Source organism: Kitasatospora purpeofusca (assembly GCF_042691725.1).
GTDB classification, from domain to species: domain Bacteria; phylum Actinomycetota; class Actinomycetes; order Streptomycetales; family Streptomycetaceae; genus Kitasatospora; species Kitasatospora purpeofusca_B.
In genome coordinates, this window is sequence record NZ_CP170484.1 from 59,327 (window position 1) to 83,549 (window position 24,223).

The 24,223-nt window shown below is 70.5% G+C and carries 23 protein-coding genes, 1 pseudogene and 1 CRISPR repeat array; of the genes and pseudogenes, 10 read left to right on the forward strand and 14 right to left on the reverse strand.

What is annotated here, in order from left to right; translation table 11 throughout:
• Positions 1 to 67: 67 nt before the first annotated feature.
• From ACFCLZ_RS38305 to ACFCLZ_RS38345, 9 genes are all read right to left on the reverse strand, one after another.
• On the reverse strand, positions 68 to 670 hold the full coding sequence (locus ACFCLZ_RS38305; RefSeq protein WP_380286558.1) for a hypothetical protein: 603 nt from the start codon (positions 668 to 670) through the stop codon (positions 68 to 70).
• Positions 671 to 719: 49 nt separating this feature from the next.
• Positions 720 to 980: a hypothetical protein gene (locus tag ACFCLZ_RS38310; protein ID WP_380286559.1), complete on the reverse strand. Its 261-nt coding sequence runs from the start codon at positions 978 to 980 to the stop codon at positions 720 to 722.
• 109 nt (positions 981 to 1,089) lie between these two features.
• Entirely contained in the window at positions 1,090 to 1,281 is a 192-nt protein-coding gene (locus ACFCLZ_RS38315; RefSeq protein ID WP_380286560.1) for a hypothetical protein, read from the reverse strand.
• A 142-nt stretch (positions 1,282 to 1,423) separates the two neighbouring features.
• Positions 1,424 to 1,678 carry a hypothetical protein gene (locus tag ACFCLZ_RS38320; protein ID WP_380286561.1) on the reverse strand — a complete coding sequence of 85 codons (255 nt, stop codon included), beginning with the start codon at positions 1,676 to 1,678 and terminating at the stop codon, positions 1,424 to 1,426.
• A gap of 254 nt (positions 1,679 to 1,932) precedes the next feature.
• On the reverse strand, positions 1,933 to 2,076 hold the full coding sequence (locus ACFCLZ_RS38325; protein WP_380286562.1) for a hypothetical protein: 144 nt from the start codon (positions 2,074 to 2,076) through the stop codon (positions 1,933 to 1,935).
• Positions 2,077 to 2,081: 5 nt separating this feature from the next.
• Positions 2,082 to 2,501 carry a hypothetical protein gene (locus tag ACFCLZ_RS38330; protein ID WP_380286563.1) on the reverse strand — a complete coding sequence of 140 codons (420 nt, stop codon included), beginning with the start codon at positions 2,499 to 2,501 and terminating at the stop codon, positions 2,082 to 2,084.
• A gap of 172 nt (positions 2,502 to 2,673) precedes the next feature.
• A complete protein-coding gene (locus ACFCLZ_RS38335; RefSeq protein WP_380286564.1) occupies positions 2,674 to 2,868 on the reverse strand; it encodes a hypothetical protein in 195 nt (64 codons plus the stop codon).
• The gene (locus tag ACFCLZ_RS38340; protein ID WP_380286565.1) at positions 2,868 to 3,281 is read right to left on the reverse strand and encodes a hypothetical protein; all 414 of its coding nucleotides are present in this window, start codon (positions 3,279 to 3,281) and stop codon (positions 2,868 to 2,870) included. The genes ACFCLZ_RS38335 and ACFCLZ_RS38340 overlap by 1 nt, the downstream gene beginning before the upstream one ends.
• A gap of 122 nt (positions 3,282 to 3,403) precedes the next feature.
• Complete coding sequence (locus ACFCLZ_RS38345) at positions 3,404 to 4,219, reverse strand: hypothetical protein (RefSeq protein WP_380286566.1); 816 nt, start codon at positions 4,217 to 4,219, stop codon at positions 3,404 to 3,406.
• A gap of 346 nt (positions 4,220 to 4,565) precedes the next feature.
• Between ACFCLZ_RS38345 and ACFCLZ_RS38350 the strand changes: the two are divergent.
• A pseudogene (locus ACFCLZ_RS38350) lies at positions 4,566 to 4,727 on the forward strand (GntR family transcriptional regulator); the annotation flags it as partial.
• Here the strand turns inward: ACFCLZ_RS38350 and ACFCLZ_RS38355 are convergent.
• Complete coding sequence (locus ACFCLZ_RS38355; RefSeq protein WP_380286568.1) at positions 4,728 to 5,072, reverse strand: hypothetical protein; 345 nt, start codon at positions 5,070 to 5,072, stop codon at positions 4,728 to 4,730.
• Positions 5,073 to 5,196: 124 nt separating this feature from the next.
• Here ACFCLZ_RS38355 and ACFCLZ_RS38360 point away from each other — a divergent pair, with 124 nt between their 5' ends.
• From ACFCLZ_RS38360 to ACFCLZ_RS38380, 5 genes are all read left to right on the forward strand, one after another.
• The gene (locus tag ACFCLZ_RS38360; protein WP_380286567.1) at positions 5,197 to 8,706 is read left to right on the forward strand and encodes an NB-ARC domain-containing protein; all 3,510 of its coding nucleotides are present in this window, start codon (positions 5,197 to 5,199) and stop codon (positions 8,704 to 8,706) included.
• A gap of 15 nt (positions 8,707 to 8,721) precedes the next feature.
• Positions 8,722 to 9,873 carry a damage-control phosphatase ARMT1 family protein gene (locus ACFCLZ_RS38365; RefSeq protein WP_380286441.1) on the forward strand — a complete coding sequence of 384 codons (1,152 nt, stop codon included), beginning with the start codon at positions 8,722 to 8,724 and terminating at the stop codon, positions 9,871 to 9,873.
• Positions 9,874 to 10,691: 818 nt separating this feature from the next.
• Entirely contained in the window at positions 10,692 to 12,071 is a 1,380-nt protein-coding gene (locus ACFCLZ_RS38370) for a hypothetical protein (RefSeq protein WP_380286442.1), read from the forward strand.
• Positions 12,071 to 12,901 carry a DciA family protein gene (locus tag ACFCLZ_RS38375; RefSeq protein WP_380286443.1) on the forward strand — a complete coding sequence of 277 codons (831 nt, stop codon included), beginning with the start codon at positions 12,071 to 12,073 and terminating at the stop codon, positions 12,899 to 12,901. The genes ACFCLZ_RS38370 and ACFCLZ_RS38375 overlap by 1 nt, the downstream gene beginning before the upstream one ends.
• Positions 12,902 to 13,033: 132 nt before the next feature.
• Entirely contained in the window at positions 13,034 to 13,276 is a 243-nt protein-coding gene (locus ACFCLZ_RS38380) for a hypothetical protein (RefSeq protein WP_380286444.1), read from the forward strand.
• An 11-nt stretch (positions 13,277 to 13,287) separates the two neighbouring features.
• Positions 13,288 to 13,745: direct repeats of the CRISPR family, unit length 29 nt; unit sequence CGGCTGACCCCCGCGCCTGCGGGGAGGAC.
• A 1,149-nt stretch (positions 13,746 to 14,894) separates the two neighbouring features.
• On the opposite strand, the gene ACFCLZ_RS38385 is transcribed toward ACFCLZ_RS38380, so the two are convergent.
• Both ACFCLZ_RS38385 and ACFCLZ_RS38390 read right to left on the reverse strand, forming a co-directional pair.
• Complete coding sequence (locus tag ACFCLZ_RS38385) at positions 14,895 to 15,176, reverse strand: hypothetical protein (RefSeq protein WP_380286445.1); 282 nt, start codon at positions 15,174 to 15,176, stop codon at positions 14,895 to 14,897.
• 395 nt (positions 15,177 to 15,571) lie between these two features.
• Positions 15,572 to 16,822 carry a hypothetical protein gene (locus tag ACFCLZ_RS38390; RefSeq protein WP_380286446.1) on the reverse strand — a complete coding sequence of 417 codons (1,251 nt, stop codon included), beginning with the start codon at positions 16,820 to 16,822 and terminating at the stop codon, positions 15,572 to 15,574.
• 500 nt (positions 16,823 to 17,322) lie between these two features.
• Between ACFCLZ_RS38390 and ACFCLZ_RS38395 the strand changes: the two genes are divergently transcribed.
• A complete protein-coding gene (locus ACFCLZ_RS38395; protein WP_380286447.1) occupies positions 17,323 to 18,759 on the forward strand; it encodes a hypothetical protein in 1,437 nt (478 codons plus the stop codon).
• 188 nt (positions 18,760 to 18,947) lie between these two features.
• Here the strand turns inward: ACFCLZ_RS38395 and ACFCLZ_RS38400 are convergent, their stop codons facing one another.
• Positions 18,948 to 19,658 (reverse strand): hypothetical protein, encoded by a 711-nt coding sequence (locus tag ACFCLZ_RS38400; protein WP_380286448.1) that lies wholly within the window; start codon positions 19,656 to 19,658, stop codon positions 18,948 to 18,950.
• A gap of 105 nt (positions 19,659 to 19,763) precedes the next feature.
• On the opposite strand from ACFCLZ_RS38400, the gene ACFCLZ_RS38405 reads away from it, so the two are divergent.
• From ACFCLZ_RS38405 to ACFCLZ_RS38415, 3 genes are all read left to right on the forward strand, one after another.
• A complete protein-coding gene (locus ACFCLZ_RS38405) occupies positions 19,764 to 20,507 on the forward strand; it encodes a DnaB-like helicase C-terminal domain-containing protein (RefSeq protein ID WP_380286449.1) in 744 nt (247 codons plus the stop codon).
• Positions 20,508 to 20,543: 36 nt separating this feature from the next.
• The gene (locus ACFCLZ_RS38410; RefSeq protein WP_380286450.1) at positions 20,544 to 20,903 is read left to right on the forward strand and encodes a hypothetical protein; all 360 of its coding nucleotides are present in this window, start codon (positions 20,544 to 20,546) and stop codon (positions 20,901 to 20,903) included.
• 342 nt (positions 20,904 to 21,245) lie between these two features.
• Positions 21,246 to 23,426 (forward strand): tetratricopeptide repeat protein, encoded by a 2,181-nt coding sequence (locus ACFCLZ_RS38415; RefSeq protein ID WP_380286451.1) that lies wholly within the window; start codon positions 21,246 to 21,248, stop codon positions 23,424 to 23,426.
• A gap of 363 nt (positions 23,427 to 23,789) precedes the next feature.
• Here ACFCLZ_RS38415 and ACFCLZ_RS38420 read toward each other — a convergent pair whose 3' ends face one another.
• Positions 23,790 to 24,023, reverse strand: coding sequence for a hypothetical protein (locus ACFCLZ_RS38420; RefSeq protein WP_380286452.1), 234 nt, complete (start codon positions 24,021 to 24,023; stop codon positions 23,790 to 23,792).
• Positions 24,024 to 24,223 lie beyond the last annotated feature (200 nt).

The following is a 24,223-nucleotide window of genomic DNA, read 5'->3' on the forward strand; positions in this document are numbered from 1 at the left end:
GGGTGCTTCCGAAACGGCCGCCGTTGTCGGCGAAGAAGGGGCGGCCGGGCCCGAAACGCGGACTCGGTCAGCTGTGGGTGCCGGCCTTCGCGGCGGCGGCGGTCCCGGCCATCGCCCGGCAGGCGGCGGCGTGGTCGTTGGCCAGGCGGCGCGCGCGGTCGCGGAACCACGTACGGTGGCCGCCGCCGTCGCCGCACGTGACGCACTGCCAGCCGTAGCTGTCGTCGGCGGGGTTCTTGTCCGGCGTGCCGGTCACCACGACCAGGCCGCCGCCGACGGTGCGGAACCGCAGCACCGTGTGCTCCGGCAGCTCGGCCGGCTCCGACGCGGCCGACTCGGCGGCACGCGCCCGCTCCAGCTCGGCGCGCAGCTCGGCGATGGTCCGGTCGCGCGCGTCGGTCTGGGACTGCGCCTCGCGCAGCAGCAGCTTCTGCATGCTGTGCGAGGCGGTCTGCGAGGCGATCGCCTCGGCGGCGGTCCGCTCGGCGGAGGCGAGGTCGTCGCGCGCGGTGGCGAGGTCGGAGAACGCGGTCAGCAGCTGCTCGTCGGGGTCGCGCTGCTGGTGCAGGACGTCCTCCAGCTGCTGGGTGGCGCTGGCGAGAGCGGCCACGGCCTCGTCGCCGCGGCTGCGCAGGGCGGCGATCCTGCCGCTGGTCGTGACGATGATCATCGGAGTTGCTCCTTCGTTGTGGTGGGAGGGCGGTGGTCGTCTCCGACGCTCAGCGGCGGTGGAGCCAGCCGGCGCGGGCGGCGCTGCCGCCGTCGGCCCGCTTGACCGCCTGGACGTAGTCCAGGACCTCCTGGCCCCGCGCGTCGCGGCCCCGGGACGTCAGCGCGGCGGCCACCGTGCCCGTGCGGAACGCCTGGGCGGCCTCCTGGTCGCCGGAGGCGACGGCCTGCCTGATGTCCCGGCTGAACTCGCGGTGGCCGGCGACCTCGGTGACGGTGTCGGCGACGGCGGCACGCAAGCGCTCGAACATGAACGTTCTCCTTCTCCTGGTGGGCGGTGCGTCGAAGCCCGCCACGCCCCGCCACCCGGTGAGCCGGGGGCGGGGCGCGGCGGCCTGTAGGGGCAGGTGGCGGTGCTAGTCAGAGCAGGTCGAGCGGGATGCTGCTGACCGGCCGGCCGTCCACGACGACGGTGGTGACGGTCCCGGTGCGCAGGTCGTTGTACTGCGGGCCGGCGCCGAGGTTGATCGGGCCGGACGCGGTACCGATCTGCACGACCGGCCCGTTCGTCGTCGAGGACGAGACGTTGTTGCTGGTCTCCTGCTGCGCCATGGTGTGTGCCTCCTCGTGGGGGCCGGGACGGTCCCGGCCGCGATGCGGTGCGTGGTGGTCGGGCACCGACGAACACCGCCGCGCCCAGCCCCCTGGTGTGCGGGGGCGGGGCGCGGCGGCGAACGACAGCAACCGGCAGCGGTCAGGCTGCGGCGGCGAGACGCCAGAACGCGGCGACGGTCTCCGGGTGGGCGGCCTCGTCCAGCACGTGGCGCTGTTCCAGGAGCGCGCCGCCGGTGGCCGGCTGCTCCAGGAGCGGGTCGGCCCAGCGCGCGACGTCGCGGGCGTCGAGCTCGTCCATGTAGGCCACGTACTCGGCCTGGTCGGCCTCCTCGTAGTCGCGGTGCATCTGCTCCAGCCCGGCCTGCCAGGCGTCGTACTCCTCGGTCGTCCTCACGGGCAGTTCCCTTCTCGCGTGGTGGTGGCTACTTCTTCTGTCCGCCGGCCTTCTCGGCCTGCGCGCGCTGCTGCATCTCCCGGGCCCGCCGCAACAGCTCATCCATCTGCCGCTGCGTCCAGGCCTGGTCCTCCGGGCTGCTCACCGGCCGGTCCCGCCCTTCTTCGAGGTGATCGGCGCGGGGTCCTGCGGGGCCGGGGTGCCGGGGGTTCCGCCGCCGCCGTAGGAGCGGCACAGCATCAGGTCGGTGGAGGTCACTTCGCGGCTCCCTGGCTGGCGGCCTGCTGCTGGCGGAGCTGCTCGGCCTGCTGGCGGGCGCGCTCGGCGGCCGCGGCGGCCTCGGTGGCGGCGGCGATGCGGCGGGCGACCTCGGCGTCGCCCAGGTGCTGGCTGCTCATCGGGGTCAGCCGGCCAGGGGGAGGGAGCGGAGGGTGGCGACGGCGGCGGAGACGGTGACGGGGAGCGGCCGCACGACGCCGGTGGGGGCGGGCTCGGTGTCGGCGAGGTCGTCCAGGTCGATGACGACCTCGCGGACCGCCTCGCTCACGGCCACCGCGCGGGCGCGGACCTGGCGGACCTTGTCGCGCAGGAGGACCAGCAGGCCGTCCAGGCCGCGGGCGCCGTCGGGCCAGCTGCCGGCGGCGACGTCGTCCCACACGGCGTCGGCCAGGTCCTCGTCCAGGTCGACGGCGGCCGGGCTGATGCCGGCGAGCTCGGCGGCCGCGGCGACGAGCAGGCGGCCGGAGTACCGGCCGTACAGCTCGTCCAGGTCGTCGGCGGCGGTCTTCGGGATGCGGGCGGAGAGTGCCATCATGGGGGTCACGGTCGTTGTCCTCTCGTCCTGAGCGGGGTGGGTGGTGCGACCGACTCGGCCCCGGGGATTGCAGCCCCGGGGCCTCTTGCGTGCTGGCTGCTGTACGAGCAGGCCACGGCCCGGCGCCCACCCCTCAGATCGGGGCGGACGCCGGGCCGTGGTCGTTCGTGCAGATGGTGGGTCAGGAGGGACGACGCCCGGGCCGGACCTCCTGCGATCCGGGAGCGGGACCGAGGTACTGCCCGATGAGGAATCCGGGGACGACCGCCGCGCACTCGTGCCACGACGGCCGGCCCCGCTGCGACGGGACGCGGGCCACGCCCTGCTCGACGTCGGCGCCGGTACGGGCCAGGTAGGCGATCAGGTGGGTACGCATCAGGCTGCGGTGTGCAGCGCGCTCAGGTGCGCGAGGGCCCACCGGCTCCGGGGACGGGGGAGGGGGCCGTGGTCCGTCGCGGCGGCGGCGAGCTCGGCGACGTCGACCGCGTCGGCGGCGGTGGTCAGTCGACCCGTCAGGCGCACCTGCGGCCGGTCCCGGAGCCGGTTCACGAGCACGTCGGCGCTGAGGTCCAGGACGTCCAGGACCTCGGTGAAGGTGTAGGTGCGGATCGCCAGGAGCTCGGCCACGTGCAGCCACAGCTCACCGCACAGGTCGTCGACGGTGTCACTGCCGATGTCCAGGCCGGCATCGTCCAGCAACTCCTGGACCAGGTCGCGCAGGGCGGCCGAGTACCAGGTGTAGGCCTCGGCGAGCAGCGCGGCGGCCTTGGGGGTGAGGGTGTCGGGCATCGCGGTCTCCTCGGGATCGGTCACGCGGGGCGGGGATGCTGTGCGGGCAGAGCGACGGCCGCCGCCCACCCCGTCAGTGCGCGGGGTCGGCGGCGGCCGTGGTCGTTCGTACTGGCAGTAGGTCAGGCAGCGGTGCGCTTGCGCACCGGGCTCGCAGCGAGCACCTCGTCCGCGGTGGGCCCCTGCCCGATCGGCCGGGCCCCGACCGGCAGCGCCAGCGCGACGATCGGACCGCGCGCGCCCTCCAACGGCTTGGCCCGCCCGGCGTCGACGTCCTCGACCAGGCGCCGCACGCTCTTCCACTCCGACTCGCGGCGCTGGGGGAAACCGGCAGCCGACTCCCGGTCGAGGCGCTCACGCTCACCGCGCCGGACGGCCGCGGCCTGGCGGCGGTAGGGCTCGTACTCCAGCAGCGAGAGGTAGCGGCGGGCCAGGCGTTCCCCGTCGGGGCAGTGCTCGACACGGCGCCGGTCGTCGTTCCTCTTCTCCTTGCTGCTGGTGCAGCTGGCCGCCTCGCACCGGGCGCGGTGCGCCTCAAGGGCCCGGCGGGCGGTGTCCGCGGTGGGCTTCGCGGGGTCGAGTTGGTGGAGCGCCGGCGGCTTCGGCGCCGTGACCTTCTTCAGCACGGTGGTCGGGCGGCGGGTCTCCGCCCGCAGCGCGTCCTGCTGCTGGCGACGGCGCCGGGCCAGCCACCGCTCGGGGGTGAGGTCCGCCTGCACCTGCCGGTGGCCACCGCGGCAGCGGTCCTTCCCGTCGCCGCGTTCGTGGCCGATCACCCTGAGGTCGGTGTCGCCGACGACGCGGCGCCAGGTGAGGCAGTCCCGGCAGACGATGGAGAGCTGCACCCCGGGCAGCATGTCGATGTCGGCGGGGTTGAGCTCGCTGAGCTTGAGCGGGGCGCGGCCGTAGGTGCGGCGGGAGCGGGTGCGGGTCGACATCGGTTCCTCCCGGGGCGGGCGAGGGGACAGGGGGCGAGAGGTTGCTGCTCTCTCCGCCCGCCAGGGCGGGCCCGATGTCGGGTGGTCCTGGCGGACAGGCAGCGCAGCACGCTGCTCAAAGATCGTTCTGGTATTGCTCGATATGAGGTACGGCCGCCCCGGCGCTTGGGGGAGCTAGAGCATCGACCCCAGGACCTCGCCACCGCCCGAAGACGGGTGACCACCGCATGTTTGCTCCGGCGTTGTCAGCGCCGGCCCTGCTCAATCAAGGTAGCCATCCATGGCAACCATGTCAACATGCATGCCATGGCTATCTATGGCGGGATGCCGGATGTACGATGCGCGCATGAGTAGCGACCGGAGCCGGCAACAGGTGCCGTATCAACAGCTGGTGCAGGCTGTCCTTGCGCAGATCCGCCGCGGAGACCTTCGCCCGGGCGACAAGCTGCCCAGTACCAGCCAACTGGCCACTGAGCATGGTCTGGCGACCGGAACGGTGCAGCGGGCCCTAGCCGAGCTGCGCTCCCGCGGCGCCGTCTACTCCCAGGCAGGGCGAGGAAGTTTCGTAAGCTCGGAGGCTCAGCCATCGGCTGTCCCGACAGTGGAAGACCTGGCACGTGAGCTCGCCGAGCTTCGCGAGCGCGTCGAGGAGCTGGAACAAGCCCAGCAGGCTGAGCTTCGAAGTTCCCCGAGAACGTAGGCCGCTCACCTCCAACCGGTCGATGCGATAGCCGGAGCGGGGTGGTCCGCCTCCGACGTTCAGAAGTGTTCCTGAACTTTTCGGTGTTGTGGCTGGTGCGGTGCTGCGGCCACGCTGCGGATTGAGGATCGCGTTGATGAAGATCGAATTCATGGTCCGAACCACCCTGCAGATCAGGCGTGGCGGTGGTGCTGCGGGTCTGCTGCGGAGTAGGCGCGCGACCACGATTTAGGCACAACCCGTTGTTAGCGTCGGAGAGTCGGTCGAGGGGGTCTCGGTGGGCACAGTGCAGCGCTGGACTGGAAAGGAATCGCGCGCATTACGGGAAGCCAAGCGCCTGTCGGTGCGGGGATTCGCGGCCTACTTGGGCATCGGAAGCCGAACAGTGTCCGACTGGGAGTCACCTTCCAACCCGAAGGCGATCAGCAAACTCCTCCAGGAGGCACTGGACTCAACCTTGGAGCGATGCAGTCCGGCTGAGCAGGAGCGGTTCTGGGGAGCGATCGGCAAAATGCCTGAAGCTCCCGCGACACCGGGCAGCTTCCTCCCTATTCCGAATGCGGAGCCCAGTCTGGTGCGTAGGAAAACTGCCTTTGATGGCCTCATCTCCGTCCTTGAGGAGGCACGCAACGCCGAGGGGATCGCAACGGTTGCTGTCGTGGGTCCCGGAGGATTCGGCAAGACTACAATCGCAACACAGCTGGTCAACGACGAGCGAATTCAGGAGCTATACCCGGAGATCCTCTGGGTGGAGACTGGCGAGGACTGCACCCCGGCCCGGGTCGTGGAGCTGATCTCGGACCTCTGCGTCCACCTCAGCGGCACCCGCCCGGCACTGACCGATCCAGAGCAGGCCGGCTTTCATCTCGCACGGCTGTTGCAGGATCGGCGAGCGCTGCTGGTCATCGACAACGTTTGGTCCGCTGCCGACTTGTCTCCGCTTCTCCTCGGCGGCGAGGAGTGTGTGCGGCTGGTGACAACGCGGAACGTCCGGGTGTGTCCGTCAACCGTGCAGGTGGTGCGGCTCGGCCCGATGACGGCGGCCGAGATCAGCGAGATGCTGACCCGAAACGTTGCGTCGCTGAATCACTCGGAGGCCCAACAGCTCGCCAAGTTGCTAGGCGGTTGGCCGCTGCTTGCGCAGATTGTCGGCTCGACCGTCGGCCAGGACGTGGCTTCGGGGGCGTCCTCGGGGCGCGTTGTGGCGGAGACATCGGAGACGATCCGTGACTACGGGCCGCAGGCCTTCGACGTGCTCGACGCCGACCAGCGGCGCAGCGCGATCGGTCAGGCGATCGCATCCAGCCTGGATGGCCTGGAGGAGAGCGTCGCACTCAACGGCGCGTCGGACCTGCGGGCACGGTACATGTCGTTGGCGGTGTTCCCGCCGGCGACAGCGATCCCGGTCCGGGCGCTGACGTATTGGTGGAAGGTGGCGTTCGGTTGGTCACCGCACGCTACTAGGCAGTTCTGCCGGGTGCTCGCGGATCGCTCGCTGGTGAGCAGCTACCGGGCGGACACGGAGACGATCACGCTGCACGACGTGTTCCGGTCCTACCTGCGGCACCTGGTCGCGGATGACTGGGCGCGGCTGCACGGCTCGCTGCTAGAAGCGTTCCGCAAGTCGACCGGCGGCCGGTGGAAGGAACTGGGTGCTGAGCAGGGCTACCTGTGGCGTCACCTGCCCTACCACCTGAGCGAAGCTGGCCTGGAGGACGAACTCGTCGCGCTGTTCTCCTCTCCCTCCTACGTGGCTCGGAAGGTCGCGCTGGTGGGTGAGCAGTCGCTGGTCGCCGACGCGGCGGTCCTCGACGCCCTGCCCGCGGAGCGGCGCTCAGCCGCGTGGACGGCGGCACGGGTGATGGCAGGCGCCGGGTATCTGCTGACCGGGCTGGTGGAGCCGGCCGATGTGGCCGCGACGCTATCGATCGCCCTGCACCGCTCAGTCTCGCCGGTGGCACCGGAGGCAGTCGCCGAAGCGGCCCCGCTCGGGGCAGCGTTCACCGCAGGGTGGCTGCGCCGCGGCGCGGTAGCCGACTCGAAGGACGCTGGCCATGTGGGAGCGATCGTCAGTGTCTCCACTGCGGCGAGGATCGTCGCCTCCGGCGGCGAGGACGGCACTGTGCGGCTCTGGGACCTCGACACTCGTCAGCCGCTGCGCACCTTCCGAGCGCACACCGGCTGGGTTTTTGCCACCGCGCTTTCACCAGACGGAGCAGTTGTCGCTTCGGCCGGGGATGACGGTCTGGTCCGGCTGTACCGAACCGACGTCGGCACGCCGGTGGGCGTGCTGGCGGGGCACTCCCGCCGGATCCGGGCCCTGGCGTTCGCGCCAGACCGGCCGTTGCTCGTCTCGGGGGCCGAAGATGGGGCCGTGTGCGTGTGGGACACCGAGCGGCTGCTGCTGATCCGCCGGATGCAGACCACTGGCACGCCAGTGTGGTCTCTCACGGTCGGCGGCGGGGACGATCCAGCGATCGCTGTCGCTGGTGAGGACGAGTTCGTCCGACTCTTCGACCTGGCCACCGGGAGGCTGCTGGACGAGAAGGCCCAGCACCGGGACTGGGTACGCTCGGTGGCATTCGCCGCTAGCTCAGGCTTGCTAGCCTCCGGTTCCGGTGACCGCTCAGTGGTGGTGTGGACGACGAAGGGCGGCACACTCACCCCAGTCCGACGCACAGCAAACCTGCCCGGCCGGGTGCGGTCCGTCGCCGCTTCCCTGGACGGCCAGCTCGTGCTTGCCGCGACGGAAGAGCCGACGATCCACGCACTCACCGTCGACGGTGAGGCCGGGAAGACCGCGTTGCCGCCAGGCGTCGACTGGATCCGCTCGCTCACACGGAGCGGTGATGGCACGGTCGTGGCTGGCTGCGAGGATGGCGCTGTGCGACTGTGGCCAGCACACGGCGGTCCGTTGCAGACACTGGCCCCCGGGTCAAACACGACTTGGTCGACGGCGTACTTGAGTTCCGGCACGGTTGGGCTGATCGGCGATGGTGCGGGGCAGGTCGACCTGGTCGACGCAACCGACTCGACCCTGTTGCGCCAGCTCCCGGCAGGGCACGGACGGGTCTGGTCCCTCGCTTCCGGCACCGACCTGGTGGCGGCCGCGTGCGGTGACGGCGCCGTTCGGGTCTGGTCGCTCGGGGACGAGGCCTGGGATCTGACCCTCAACCGGGACACGAACCGTACCTGGGCAGTGGCCATGGCTCGCACCGCTCCTAGGCTGGCGGCGAGCACAGGTGACGGGCACATCCGCTGCTGGGACCTCCCGAGCGGCAATCTGCTGTGGTCGCAGGACGTCCATGCCGGCCGTCTGCGCTCGATCGCTTTCAACGCCGACGGCCAGGTCCTCGCGGCCTGCGGCGGAGACGGATCCGTCCGCATGTGGAGGGCCGCCGACGGCGAGTTCGTCTCTCGGTTCACCTGCCCGACCGGCTGGGCCCGGGCCGTCACGCTCGACGATCAGGGCGTCCGGGCTGCTGTCGGCGCTGGCACTGGCGACATCGCAGTCCGTAACCTGGCGAGCGACCAGTTCACCGCCCAGCTGAGCGGGCACTCCGGCCGCATCCTCATGGTCGCCTTCACCGGCGACCCGGACCGGCTCGTCTCCGCTGCCGCTGACGGCACCGTCCGGCTCTGGTCTCTCGCCGAGCAGCAGCAGCTCGCAGAGGTCCGAGTCGATGGCAGCCTCAACTGTGCCGCCTACGACCCGGTCCACGGCCGCATCCTCGTGGGCAGCGCCGCAGGCATCGTCGCCCTGAACCTCAACCTGAACCAGCCCTGAGAGGGATTGACGCTCATGTCTCAGCAGGCCCCGGTGATCATTTCGAGTGAGTCTCCGTTCGCCAGCGACGTGTTCGCCAAGCGGCATCCCGCGCTGATCGAACGGCTCACCGGGGCCTGGCCCTTCGGGCCTGGGCAGCGGAAGGCGCTGTCCGAGCTCGCTGAGGAGGGCGTCCACGGCGTGATCCGGCCGCTACCCGACAGCGCCGTCGACGCCCAGCTCTGGCACGAGTGGGGGAGCGCCTACTACGGTCGCCGGTGGGTGGAGGTGCCGTTCCTGTGGGCGGAGAGCTTCTTCTACCGGCGCCTACTCGAAGCCGCCAGCTTCTTCGAGCCCGGGCCCTGGCAGGGCGTCGATCTGTTCGCTCCGTTCAAGCAGGCCGAGCTCGCAGGCGAAGTGGTGTCGGCGGAGATTGCTGCACTCGACGACGTCGCCGACCTGGCCGACGACGAGCGCGGGCAGGCGCTGCTCCTGTCAAGCCTGTGGGGCAACCGCGCCGATCTGGCGCTCCAGATCACCTCAGGTCGCTATGTCCAGGCCTCCGGTCTGGTGGCCGACGACAGCGAGCGCCTTTGGAAGCTGCTCCTTTCCGCCCCAGGCGGAACGGTGGCCCTGGTCGCTGACAACGCCGGCTCTGAGATGCTCGCGGACCTGGTCCTCATCGACCACCTGCTTGCTTGTGGACTGGCCGGCAAGGTGGTGCTGCATGTGAAGCCGGCGCCGTACTACGTCTCCGACGCCACCCCTGTGGACGTCGCCGACTGCCTGCGAGCGCTCCTGCACGGCAAAGGCGAGGCCCAGGCCATCAGCGAGCGGCTGCACGCGGCCGCAGCGGTCGGCCGACTGCAAGTGCGTGCCGACGCATTCTGGTGCTCGCCGTTCGACTTCACCGTCATGCCGCAGTCACTGCGGGACGAACTCGGATCGGCCGTCACGATCTTCAAGGGCGACCTGAACTACCGCCGGCTGGTCGGCGACCGCTGGTGGGACCCAGCGACCCCCTTCGCTGAGGTGACGAACTACTTCCCCGGCCGTACCGCAGCGCTGCGCACGCTCAAGTCCGATGTGGTCGTTGGGCTGCAGACCCAGCAGGTGGGTGACTTGGACCAAGCCGGAACCAGCTGGCGGACGTCTGGCACGCACGCCCTGATCCAGGTGCACCCGTGATGTGCGTAGGCTCCGGGAATGTCGGTCCCTCGTACTTGTCGGGCCGCTAGGGCTGCGTACTGTCAAATCGACACGTACGGTCGACGGCTGCGTGCGGAACGTCCGGACGGGGTAGTCTGACTGCGCACTTGATCGACACAAAAGAATTCGCCGCCCGGACCTTGGACAAGTCCGGACGGCGCGAATGGATTGGCGCCCCCTGGCAGGGGCCCTCTCCGTGGTCGGACCTAAACCCTAGGAAGGTCGACGTGATGCAGCGTACCCGTACGCGCTCTCTGGCACACATGCGGCACCCCGCCGTGAACGCGATCGTTGGTCGGTCGCTCCGGCGGGGTGCCGTCGTCGTATGCAGGTACACCTCTCCCCCGAAGGGGGTCAGTGTGACTTAGTCGTCTTGGGGGCGCCGGCCTTTGGCGAGGCCAGCAACCCCGGGCCGCTTCCAGTGGTGTCTGCCACCGTCTGCGGTCTTGCGTGATCCGTCCGATTTGGCGATCGGACGAGGGCCCGGAAACGGGTCTCGGCTTGGCGGCCGAGGCCCGCGATGGGCGGCATTTCGGTTCGGACTGAACCAACACCCCCGAGGGGGCGCTTCTGCGTTCCCACACGTAAGAGCGGGAGGCTCTGCCATTTTGCAGCAGGTCAGGACCCCTTTCCAGTCTTCTCCGCCCACGTTTGTTGATCTTGGCGTTCTGAGCGCGGGCCTTGACGCCGATCCCGCAGGACGGGATCCGGGCGCTGCACCCTCCGTTTCCAGGGGATTCGTTGGGGGACCGGTTCACGGACCGGTTGTCGGGCTTGCTGCCCGCCGTCCCGAGACTGTGACGGACATCACCCGTTCGGGTGAGGGTGTTGATGTCGCCGTGGACGCCCCGTCGGGTGTAATCCCGGCTGCTCCGCTCGTTCCCGGTCAGCGGTCTGCAGGGTGGCAGTCCAAGATCCCGATGGGCCTGTCGGCCCGGATGCGTGCGTTGGTGGTCGAGGGCGTGGGAATGGACCGGTACCGGGAGGGCGGGTCCGATGGTGGCTCGGGTGCCGGCCGGGACACCCACCGGGTCATCTCGGCGATCGCGTTCGGGTTCGCGCGGGCCGGGGCCGACCAGCTCGCCCTGCGGGACGTCCTGCTGGCCTCGTCGGCGCCTGGTGGCGCGCTGCTGCGGGACCTGTCCCGGGCGAAGGGCTACGACCACGCCATGCGGTACCTGGACCGGGTGTGGCGGCGTGCTGTTCGTGTGACGGGTGAGTCCGCGCCGATCCGCGAGCGTCGGGACGCGATGGCGGCCCTGGCGGAGCGTCGGATCTCGATCGAGACGTTCCCGTGGGCCGGGCAGGCCGGGCAGACGGACCGGGCGAACCTACTGCACCGGCTGGAGCTGTGCGAGCGGGCCGGCGGGTTCGACCACGAGGTATCGCAGCGTCAGCTGGCGCTGGGCATCGGCGTGGGGGAGTCGACGGTGAAGCGGTCGGACGCCCGTCTGGTGGCTGCTGGGTGGCTGTGGCGGGCCGAGCAGGGGAGTGGTGGGCAGTCCTCGAAGTGGGTTCTGGGACGGCCGCTCAAGGGGGGTGCTGACGTTGTGTCGCCGGTTGACCCCAACCGCCAGGTGGGGCACGAGGCCCCCGGGTACCTGGATGGGGTCAACCAGCGACACACCCCCGCCACGACGCCCGCTGCGCCCGCTGAGCTGGACTTCCGGCTCCTCTCCGACCTGATGGCCCGGGACGCGTTCCGTGCCCGGGGGTTGGGCAAGACCGGCGCCGAGGTAGTGGCGGCTCTCGCGTACCGGGACGGGCAGAGTGCGGTGGAGCTCGCGGCCAGCACCCGGCGGCATCGCGCGACTGTCCACGCCCGCCTGGCCCCGTTGATGGAGCACGGTCTGGTCGTCAAGGTCGGCGAGTTGTACTACCTGGCCGACGGCATCCTGGACATCCCGGTCAAGCGCTCGCAGGGCAGCCGTCTGCCGTCCTGGAGGCCTGCGGACCGCTGGGACGATGTGGCCGCTGACCTGGGCGTCTTCGGCGCTTCCTACCGGCAGTGGTGCCTGTACGCGTTCGACCGGATTGCGGCGGACGAGGTGTACCGCCGAGTTCGCGAGCACGTCCGTCCGGCCCGGCCGGCCACTGAGATCACCGACCAGGACTGGGCGTTCCTGAACGCCTGGACCACAGATCTTGAGAACGCCGACCGGGTGGTGATCGCCTAATGAGTCAGCCCGTCCCCAGCGGCGCCGACCTGGCCCGCACCGCCCTGCGTGCCGCCCGCCGGGCCGCCCGCACCAGCGGCAACACCCCCGCCCAGCGCACCACCCAGCAGACCACGGCCTCGCCGTGGAGAGGCCCGCGCGAACCCGAGCCGATCGCGGAGGTGTTCCTGGCCCTGGTCGGCGCGCACGGCTGGACCCTGGGCACTGCTGGCGGAGGTCTGCGAGACCGCTGGCCCGCCATCGTCGGCCCGGACGCCGCCGCGCACTGGCACCTCGCTGGCTACGACCCCACCACCCGCCGCCTGCGCGTGGTCGCCGACTCCCCGGTCTGGGCCGCCCAGCTCCGCTACCAGACCCGACACATCCTCACCGCCCTCGACCGGCTGCGGCCCGGAACCGTGACCGCCATCGATGTCCGTGTCGGCCCCGCCCCCGCGCCGCAGCCCGACCACGACGTCGACGAGCGGCCCGCTCCCCGCCCCGCACCGACGCCGCCGGCCCGGGCACCGCTCGCCGACCACACCGCTTACCAGGAACTGCGCCGCCGGATGCGCGAGGACGCCGCGGCCCGCCAGGCCGCGTTCGACGAGGCCGCTGTCGAGCGGGAGGCCATCCTGCGCCGGAACTACAACTGGCTACGCGAGCCCGAGGACGCCCACCGGCCCGCGATCGAGACCACCCCGGCCGCCGACACCGACGGCGAGCACGACCGTCGGCAGCGCGAACGTCACCGTGCCGCACTCGCCGTCGCGCGCGCCACCCGGACCGGGGCGATCCCGCTGCGCACCGCTTGCCAGCCGCAGCCGGCTCCCGCCCGCGGTGCCGCGTGACCTCTGTTATCCGAGCCATCACCCCTGATCGAGAGGATCCAGTTGTGACCAGCACCGACATCAACGCGAGGATGGACTCGCTGCAGGTCGCCGCGACCGGCCTGATCACCGACTACTCCGACCTCGCCACCCGTGGCCACCTCGCTGAGCACCCGGACACCGTCGACCACCGGCTCGGCCTGGTCGTGGATACTCGCCGCGGTCCAGGCCGCCGTCGACACCGAGCGGGCCGGCGGCCAGTGGCCCGTCTTCCGGGCCCACCCGGGCGCCGAACACGACCAGCGCACCGCCGAGTTCGCCCACCACCGCTGCGACTGCCAGCACTGCCTCCACGGCGGCGGACCCGGCGACGACGAAGGCCCGATCTGGACGTGACCACCAGCCCGCCGATCACCCCTGCGGCGCGCGGGGAGCAGTACACCGAGGTCCTGGAGACCAGGCCGGAGCCTGGATCACCCCCGCCTGCGCGGGGAGGACGCGCCCTCCAGCGGGAGCTCGCGCAGGATGTCCGGCTGACCCCCGCGCCTGCGGGGAAGGACGTCCTCGCGCTGCGCGGCCTGCGCCTTCTCACCGGCTGACCCCCGCGCCTGCGGGGAGGACCACCCAGCAGCCACCAACCTGGCATCCGACCGCGGCTGACCCCCGCGCCTGCGGGGAGGACAGGACACCTGGGGCCCGGCCACCGGTTGGCACCGGCTGACCCCCGCGCCTGCGGGGAGGACAGGGCGCCGTGCAGCGCTGTTGAGGGGGGCGACGGCTGACCCCCGCGCCTGCGGGGAGGACTGCGGGTTCATGGGGCGGTTGTGGCCGGTGGACGGCTGACCCCCGCGCCTGCGGGGAGGACCCTTCGCGACCTGCACCGTTCTAGCGGCTTTGCCATTTCTTGACCAGCCTGCCGAGCCCGCCACCGGCCTGTTGAGGTGTCAAGGAGCAGCGCTCATCGTGGCAGATGTCGGCGGGGCTGTGCCGTGCTTCGCGGTTGGCCGCGAGGAAGGGGTGGCGGGTTCTCAAGGTCGACGGGGGGCGGGCCTGTTCGGTCGGTGGGCTCGGCCTCGTCGAGCGGGTGCCGCTCGACGAGGCCGGCCCGTCCGTGCTCGGGAGGGTCGGCGGAGTGTTCACCAGGTCGGTGTGCGGCTGGCTCCGCACTTGCGGGGAGGACCCGGTCGCAGACGACGCGCGTCCGGACAGCGCCCGGCTGACCCCCACCTGCACGGGGAGAACGACGGGTCGTCGCTGTACGACGTCTCCTCGACCGGCTGACCCCCGCAGGTGCGGGGAGGACGTCAGACCGTGTGCTTCTCGCTGGTCACGCAGCGGCTGACCCCCGCAGATGCGGGGAGGACCGGGCGACGCGCCGTTCCTGGCGCAGCGAGTCCGGCTGACCCCCGCCTGCGCGGGGAGGACCACGCCAGGAGCTGGAGGAGCGCGAAGACCGGCGGCTGACCCCCGCCTGCGCGGGGAGGACCCTTCGCGACCTGCACTGTTCGGACGGCTTTGCCATTTCTTGACCATCCTGCCGAGCGGCTCATATCGGGCCGGTCTGTTGAGGTGTCAAGGAGCTGCGCCCATCGTGGCAGACGTCGGCGAGACCGTGGTGTGTGCTCGAGGTCGGCCGCGACGAAGGGGGTGACGGGCTGCCGGCTGCCAGTCACGGCAGCCAGCTCGCCCGTACTCGGGAGGGCCGCCCGCAGCTCACCGGGTCGGTGTCCGACTGCCCCCTCGCTCGCGGAGAAGACTAACTGCGGTGGCTGACCCCCGCGGGTGCGGGAAGGACGGCGCGGGCGCTCTCCTGACGGCGGTGGGCGACGGATGCCCCCCGCGCCGGCGGGGAGGACTAGTCATCCTGTGCGAACCCGAGGTCGGGGAACGGCTGACCCCCGCGCCTGCGGGGAGGACTCCCGCAGGCCGCCGATCCGCTCCATGGCACTCGGCTGACCCCCGCCTGCGCGGGGAGAACTTCCGTGCTGACCGGCTGACCTGTGCGTGCCTGCGGTCAGCGGGCGTCGGCCTCGTCGATCAGGTACTGGAGCTCGTCGAAGACCTGGAGGACGACGACGACCAGGACGTGGTCGGCGACCATGAACTCGACCACGACCCCGGGGGCGGCGTAGGCCTTGCGCAGGTGCTCGTCGGGACCGATCGGCGCCGTCGCGGTCTTGTGGTACGGATCGCGGGCGAGAACACTCAGCGCACGCTCCAGGAGGTCACGACGTTCGGCGGGCAGGGCATCGATCGTCGCCTTCGCCTCGACGGTGTACTGCACGCGATACGTCATGCCCGCCACGATAGCCGGACCCACGACCGGACGGGAGCAGCCTGGAGGAAGACCTGCCCGGTGCCCGCCACGGCTGACCCCGCGGACGCGGGGAGGACTGCTGATCGCCACCCAGAGCTGACCGCGTGACCGGCTGACCCTCGCGAGCGCGGGGAGGACGTCGCGCCCTACCCACTGACCAGCCGCGCGGCCGACTGACCCCCGCGGGTGGGGGGAGGACAGCCCGCGGGCTGCGACGGCCAGGGCGACGGACGGCTGACCCCCGCAGGTGCGGGGAAGACTTGGCGCGGGAAGGTCAGCCCTCTGGGCGGAGCGGCTGCCCGGGCCGGCTGACCCCCGCGCCTGCGGGGAGGACCGCCGGCCGTTCGTCCGCTCGAGGGGACCGGGCTTGGGATTCAACGGCTGCCGTAGCGGGATCGGCATGGTGCGCAGGCGTGGGCGGGACGTGGTCCGTAGCGGTTGATGGGTGTTCCGCACCCCGCACATGGTCCCAGTTCCCAGGGTTTGCAGCCCGCCTGAACGGCGGCGGCCTGACGCTGGTCCCAGGTGATGTCGATGGTCGGACACTCACTGGGCGGGCGCATGGCGGCCGGGCGGGGTGGAGGAGCGGTCCGGGTGATGGTGACGGCTGGGCGGATGCTTTCGCCTGAGTCGCGGGGTGGCTGTGGTGTGGAGCGAACATCGGATTCGGTGCGGGTCCTGATGCATTCGGCATCCCGTTGCACGGGAATCCGGATCCGGTTCTTCTTCGGTGCGGGGTCGGGCTGGGCTTCCTGGCCGCCGTTCTCGGTGAAGAGATCGAAGTCCGTGTTCGATATCCAGAACCACAGGGTGCGCTGGCTCTGCTTGGTGGTGAGGGGAACGTAGTCGCCGGCGGCGATGTCGCGGACCAGGTCGTCCAGCTGACGGGCGCGAGGCTCCCAACGGGGGTGCCAGTTGCCGCAACGTCCGCTTCGGCGGACGGGGCATGGAAGCGGGTTGGTGAGGTCGCACTTGTCCAGCTCGAGGCCGCGAACACCTCCGCGCACGAGCATGTCGCGGTCATTGAGAATCGCCTCGGGCGGCAGGTTGTCGGTGCGGCTCCAGTGCACGTGGTCGATCAGCGGCGCTTTGGGGTCAAGGACATGCCAGACCGGTGTGACGCCCTGGTCGCGGGAGGCAAGGTCTCGCCGGCGGACCGCCGGGGCGGTCGAGTAGGAGAGCTGGGGCTCGAAGCCGATCTGCCGCCCGCCCGCTCCGGTGACCAGGACGTCGGTGCGGCGCCGGCCGTCCGCGGCGCGCACCTCCAGCTCGGCGTGGAAGCCGCCGCGTTCGGCCGCCCGCGCGAACCGCTCCTTCAACGCTTTGTGCTGATCGCTTTCGCCGTCGCCGTGGTCCCGCTGGTCGCGGCTGTGGTGGGCGGCGATCCTGAGGCCCCGCTTGGCGTAGAGGTACATCCATTCGATCTGGTCGGGGTTCTGCTTGTAGCAGGTCGGGCAGTAGAGGCCCCGTTCCTCGACAGGCCGCTTATCGGCGAGCAGGAGCTCCCAGAGGCCTTTGTACTGCGGGTACCCGAGGTCGGCGCGGTCAAGGTCGAGTAGTCCGTCGACCAGAACGCAGAAGACGGGGTTTCGCTTGTAGTAGGACTGGTCGGCCTTGCTGTCCATGGAGTTCCTCGTCTCAGCCGTCAACTGCAAACGGAGGGGGGACAATTGTGCCTCGCCGTACTGACAATCCGGTCGTGCTGCTCCAGTATGCAGAGCGGGCGCGCATAGCCTGCGAAATTGCCGAACAAATGAACGAATTCATACTGGGGTGAATGTGCTGCAACCCCGGCGGTCGGGCTGCCTGAACGGCTCGGCCCGAGCCGCTTCGCAGGCGCCACCTGGAGGTGTTCCGTCCTGAGCTCGCTTGGTGGACAGAGCTTGGCATCCCCGCAGGCACGGGGAGCCCCGGTCGCGCACGGGACGACGGGCGGCGGACCCCCGCGCAGGCGGCGGTCGGAGGCCCGCCGCCCTCAAGCCGTCGGCAGTCTCCTTCGGCAGGATGACCAGAAAAGATCGAACGCACGCGGATCACAACGGCGGTTACACTACGGCGCCAGACAGACGCATTTGGCTACTGGTCGGCTTGATCGGTGGCCACCTGATCAGGGGCGGGGCGAAGTATGGGCAAGCGAGCACGTCGACGTCGCCGGGAAGCCGCGGCCAAGCCCGCCGCGGCTGCGAAGCCGACGATCCTGCAGTTCCCCCACGGCGAGGATCCGGTTCTGCATGTCGAGATCGCGCCCGACACCACACCCGAGGACCTGGCCCTGGTCCACCGCTACTGGGACCTCACCACCTACGGCTGGCGATACAAGGTCCGCGAGCTGGGCTCGACCCTGACCGTGCTGAACACAGTCACCGCCCGTTCCCGTGCCTTCCTGCTCAGCGTCGAGTGCTCGCTGTGCGGCGAGCCCGTCGGAATCGCCAACCGGTCGGCCGGCACCGTTCTCGCCGGCCCCGCTCTGTCCGAACCCCGTGCCACCGGCCTCTGCCCGGACTGCCAGGACCACCACACGGCCGCGAAGGAACAGCAGCAGCGCCTGGCAGCAGAACACGCAGTGCTGGAGAAGCAAAAGGCGCAGGAGGCCGAGAAGGAGCTGCGCGCGAGGGTCACTGCGTGGACGACGCGGGAGCGAGAGGTGCCCTGCGATTCCCGGACCGTCAACGGCAACGCGGAGCTGATCCTGCTGTTGGCCTTGGCGGAGCGGGCCCGGGCCGGCCGGTCGAAGCCGCTGCCCGCACTGTCGTCCCTGGAGAACGGGTGGACTGGTGACCTGGAGCGTGATGCGAAGGCCCTGTCGAGCCTTCGAGAACAGGGGCTGCTGGTGGTCGACTCACAGTCCCCTTTGTCCGCGTTCCAGCTGGGGGACAGCGGTGGCCTGATGTACGTGCCCGCCGAGGTGCTGTGGAACCTCAAGCTCGATCCGGACGCCACGATCGACCTGGTTGCGAACACGTGTGTCCGGCGGGCCACCGCGACCGGCCAGCAGTCGGCGACTGAGATCGCCGCGCTTGCCCGACTCGTCACGACCCTCGAGGCCACCCACGTCATCGACTACCTGAACTCCCTGCTGACGAAGAAGTACGGCTATCCTCCGGCACCGGAAGCCCGCGAGGTGGAGCTCTTCGACACGATCGTCGACGGGATCACTGGCGGATATACCGCAGGCCAGATGATCGCGATCGTCTGGCGCGCCGCGGACTCGGCCGCGGGATGGAAGGAGCGCAACGCACGGATGGGGCCGGCAGAGGCCTCGTCGGCGACGGTGACCATGGTCCGCAAGAAGCTGGACGACGCCCGTGAGCGCCGACAGCCCGTCCCGGAGTACGAACCGCCGCGCTGGATGGCTGTGCCGGCGGCCCTCGGTGCGGCCCGCCAGGTGCTGGAGGCGGTGGAAGGACCCCGTCGACGGGATCGGATCATGGCGTGCGGCCAATGCGACGTCAACGGCTTCTTCTCGCAAGAGGTCGACGGCCGCGAGGTCGCAAGTCGCTGCCTCCACATTCCCACCGCCCGTCGTTCCGACGACGACCACCTTCCCGCCGACCTCGGCTGAGAACGACGAGCTGCGCACCGCCTCCGCAGGTACGGGCTGCTGCCCAGTCACTGTGAGACCTAAACGGGTCCTGGCCCGACGCCCGCGCGAGCGGGCCGGGCGCCGTACCGCTGCGCACGGACCGCTCGCTGCAGCCCGGCCCACCGAGCGGGTACTCAAACGCCACCGTCCCGCCCCGGCACCGTCCCTCAGACCGAGCGGCGAGCCCCGGGTCGGCCGCGCCCTCGCCGGACCGGGCTGGAGGGTCGCGGCACGATGACGGGGATCCCGTCCCGCTCGGCGGCCCGGCGGCGCGCCGCACCCGCGCAGAAGACGCAGGCCCCGTCGGCGGTCGGGTCGGTCGGCGCGCCGGGGTGGATCTCGCACCCGGAGGTGTTCCGCGGACGGGACAGCTCCCGGGCAATGCAGAATGCCTCGTGCAGGGCGTCGGCGACCTCGGCGAACTCGGCATCGACAGAGCGCAGCGACAGCGAGTAGGAGAGGTCGTTGACGGTGTTCATCTGTTCGCGGAGGCGGGTGAGGTCGTAGGGGCCGTCGGGCACGGGGTAGCCGAGGCCGGTGGTGCGTGCCGGCGGGGGAATGCTGGCCGGGTGGGTGCCGCGGCGCCGGGCGCTGTTGCACAGCAGGCACCGGGTCCAGCCCTGAGGCGCTTCGGGGTCGACGGCCCCGTCGGGGTGTACGGGGCAGCCGGTGCGGCTGCGGGGCGGGGCGAGGTTGCTGGCGACGCGGAACGCGGCGTACAGGTCGTCGGTGACGGCCTCGTACTCGGCCGGGTAGGCGTCCACCCACAGGCCCCGTACGGCGTCGCCGATGGACGCGAGCTTCGACCTGAGCTCGTTGAGCAGGAACGGCCGCCCCGTGGGGACGGAGTAGGTCTGGGACCGCTGAGTCTCGCTCATCGGACAAGAGTGGCACGCGGCTTGGGCCGTTCCAAACCTGGAGCATGACGATTCGGATACCGTGCCGTCATCCGGTACGCGGCGGGTGAGGGGCTGGGAGCAGCGGTGAGCGAGCGTCAGGGAACCGACAAGGCAGTGGCAGGGCTACCGACGCAACGAGGATTCGCAGGGAACCCCTTCGAACTGCTCGACGAACGCCGGTTCCCCTCCCCGTGGCCGCACCTCGACGCCGTCCTGCAACTCGGCCCCGGCCGGATGGTGGGCATCGGCGCCCACCGCGGGCACCGGGAAGCAACAGCAGGTCTCGAGATCGCGCTGCAGACCGCCAGCAGCGGACACAGCACCCTGCTCTTCGCCCCCGACCTGCCCGCCCGCAACGCCGTCCCGAACCTGCGCATCGAACGGCCAGCGCAGCTGACACCCGAGCGGATCCGCGAGATCGTCAACACCCGCATCGCTCTTCGGCAGCTCCCGGACGTCGTGGTCGTCGACCACTTCGCCCTCCTGCGTCCGGACCCGCCGGTGTACGAGCCGACCAGTTACGACCCGTGGGACGATCCCGCGGAGGACGAGCGCGACCCGGCCGTTCAGGAGGCCGACGAGATCGGCCGCCAGCTGAAGCTCCTAGCGACCCGCCACGATCTGGCGGTCGTCGTCATGGCCCACATCACGCGCCCCTTCAGCAAGACCGAGGCGCTGACCGTCGACCGCCTCGGCCTGGCCGCCTCCCTGGAGTATGACGCCGATGCCTTGCTCCTTCTCCGCCGGGCGGACGACCGGCGGGTCGATGTCCACGTGGCCAAGAACCGAACCGGACCCGCACCTCACGAGTTCACAGCGGACTGGTGAACGGACCACTTTCGCGTCGAAGGAGGAGGAACAGCCATGCACAGCAAGCAGCGGTGCGACGAGTGCGGCTCGACAGGAACAGCCAGACGTCGGCACCAGGACCTCGACCTGATCGCCTGTGACGACTGCTGGCCCCCCGAGAGGCTCACCTCGCCAGAACCCGGATGGCGCCGAGAAGACGACTACGGGTACGGATTGGAGTACGCACCGACCGAGTACGGCGACTCCTACACCCACGATCCGGTCGACGATCCCACCGGCGATCCGTTGGAAGAGGCGTTCGAGCAAGCCTGGAGAGAAGGCCACATACCAAGGGATAGTTCAGCTGCTCACGCTTGGAAGGAGCGGCGTCAGCAGAGAAGACTGGCGAGCAGCGATTCCGAGCACAGGCCGTAGCACCCATGCCGGTGACGCATGGCTGTCGCGTCCAGGCGTCGATCCAACGGCTATGCCCCCGCCCTACTGGTCCTGGCAGGGCAAGCACGGACACGACGCAACCGTGTGAACGCCCCTGCAACCGGCAGCCCGTCGGAGATCACCGATGGTCTGCGCCCGGCCGAAAGGAACGGAACACCGGCCATGAACGCGGACAGCATAGCGAGCAACAGGGTTGACAGGAGCACCATCCACGGAGACGTCTACCAAGCAGAGCACCTGACGATCAACGGACATCCGGTTCCGTCCGGCACGGCCGACGGGGACCGCCTTACACCGGGGGCCTGGCGGTGGTGGCCCACCGTGGCGGAGTTCGACGCGCTGGCCGCAGGCGTGCGCCCCAGCTGGGAGGACGGCTCCGACGCCCTTCCCGCCTACGTGAGGCGCGACCGCGAGCAGCAGCTCACCGATCGGCTGGTGCAAGCCGGCGCCCGGGGCGGCATGGTGCTGGTCGCTGGTGACACCGCGTGCGGAAAGTCCCGCCTCGCTCTGGAGACCGCCCGTCGCGTATTGCCCGAGCACCGCGTGTGCCAGGTTCCCCGGGGCGGTCTGCGAAGGGCGATCATCGCCGTGATGCACTGCCCTAAGCCCCTTCTGTGGCTGGACGGCCTCGAAGACCACGACCGCCTGCAGGGTCTCGACCTCGCTGAACTGCGGAGCCACCGCATCCCGGTCCTCGCCACCGTCCACGTCCAGCACCTGGCACCGCTGACCGCTTCCCACAGCACAAGCGGTGAGAACACCGACACGGTGCTCTCCACTGCGGTCATGAAGCAGGCCTCGGTCGTCTTCCTCGACCGGGCCTGGAGCCCAGCCGAAATGCGGCACGCCCGGACCTCCCCCGATCCGCGCGTCCGGTCCGCGGCCGACCAGTGCACCCACTGGGGGGTCAGCGAATTCCTTGCGGCAGGCCCCGAACTATGGACGATGTTGCAGGTGGCCCGGCGGATCGGCGGCAACCCCAGAGGAGCCGCCATCGTCCGCAGCGCCGTTGATCTGTTCCGCACCGGACTACGAGGCCCGCTGCCTCAGGACCTCCTCACCCGGACACACCACTACTACCTCGCCGGCGCCAGTGGCGACCAGCTGCGCCCCGAACCGCTGGAGGAGGCCTTCGCCTGGGCCGACGGCAACCGGGTCGGGATGACGAGCCTGCTTCAGCCCGTCACGGGCGGGGCGCGGCTTCCCTTCGCCGGCCTTCTCGACGATGTCCCGGACCACCTATCGCAACCCGTCCACCCGCTGGTGTGGTTTGAAGCAATCGGCTGTGCTGGGACCGCGAGAACAGCCTGGACCGTGGCATCCAACGCGCAACGTGAACAGCCGTTGATCGCCACCTGGCTGTGGCGAATCCTGCGCGAGGCCGGTCTCGCCTCCGCGCTGTGGCACCAGGCCGCGGCCCTGATCCAGGACAGCCGCAGTGAGGAGGCACTGCAGTTCCTAAGCGAACACACGGACCCCACGGACGCCTTCGCGCGACGAATCGCCGCCGTGGCACTTAGCGAACTTGATCGCCTCGACGAGGCGGAAAGGGCATGTCATGAAGCTCACGCGCGCGGCGACGTAGACAGCCTCGCCCACCTGGCAGAAATTCTGGCCCGGCGCGGACACCTTGACGACGCCGAACGCGCCTACCGGCGCGCAGCCCGAGCCGGAGCCCGCAACGCCTGGTTCAACCTGGGTGTCCTGCTCGCCGACCGTGGCGAGACCCGGCAGGCCATCCACGCCTACCAACAGGCCGCCTCCGCCGGTGACCGGGACGCCCTTGCAAACCGTGGCCGGCTCCTCGCCGACATCGGGAAGACCCGCGCCGCAGAACGGGCGTTCCGCAAGGCTAGCGACCTCGGCGACCACGAGGCGCTACTGGACCTCGCCAACCTCCTTAAACGCGAGCGCCGCACAAATGAAGCCACGCAGCTCTACCAGCAGCTTATCGAGCACGGCGACGCCCGAGCCTGGATCAACCTTGGCAACCTCTACGCTGACAACGACCGGCCAGTCCAGGCCGAGCATGCCTACCGGCAAGCCCTTGAAGCAGGTCATCCCAGCGCGCACTACTACCTGGGACGCCACCTGGCGGCCGAGCAGCGCTGGCACGACGCCGCACCACATCTGCGTCACGCCACAGACATGGGTACGACTGACGCGGGCCTCTACCTCGGCCTCGCACTCAAGGAACTGGGCAACATCCAAGAGGCCAAGACCGTGTTTAGCGCCGCCGCGCGCGCCGGCCTGCCACTCGCCGCTGTCGCCTTCGCCGCGACCGCCGACGAAACCGACGCGGACGAGCGCCGCGCACTGCTCCACCAGGCGGCCGACAGCGGAGACCCTGACGCCATGCTCCTGGTGATGGTCGACCTCGAACACGACGGAGACCTCCGGCGGGCCGAAGCTCTCCGTCGTCGCCTGGCCGACTGTGGCGACCCGGTGACTGCCGCATTCCTCGCCGCCTACAGCCCTACCCCGCGTGCCGCAGCGTGCTAACACGATGCCAGTCAGCATGCCCACCCACGTCCGATGCCCAGTGGAGCAGGAGCATCGGCTGACCCCCGTGTCTGCGGGGAGGACCGTGCGGCCTGCACCTGCGCGTCCGCCGCCGGCTGACCCCGGCGGGTACGGGAAGGGACTGGGTCGCCAAGGACGAGGACGAACTCGACCGCTACAAGGGCGCCATCGACAACCCCGAGAACCACGCCCAGTACCTGGAGGTCGACACGCCGGATCCGGCGACTGTCGGCTACTGGTAGTACCTGCTCGCCAAACATCATGTGAAGAGCAACGTGCGGGTCGTCACGATGCCCGCGCCCGAGCCCGAGGAGGGCTAGCGGCCCGGGCAGAACTACCAGCTCAGCGCCAGGTCACCTCAACATGGGCAGCCAAAAACTGCAGTCCCCAGATCACCGCGCTCGCACCGACGGTGGAGCTCACCCCGATCAGCACCTGCTCGCCCACCCGGCCGCGCAAGCACCCCCATGACCCGGACCGCCCGGCCGCCTCTTCCCGAATCGGCCGTGTACGGCGCTCCGTGCCATCCCACCCGACCGCGCCGTTCGCCTGACCGCGCGGCTCCAACTCGTTCACGCTCTACTCCGTTCGCTCTCCATCAACATCACCGACCGACACCAAGGCGGGAGCCGACGACGGCTGCCACACAGGTGTCACGGATCCACCTTCGGCCGTTCCGCGAGCCGCACGGTAGACGGTCAGGCACACCGGTCAAGTCCCTGAACCGGGTACCCGCTGTTCCCGCCGTTTTGCATTCCCTGTCGGAAGCACTCCCC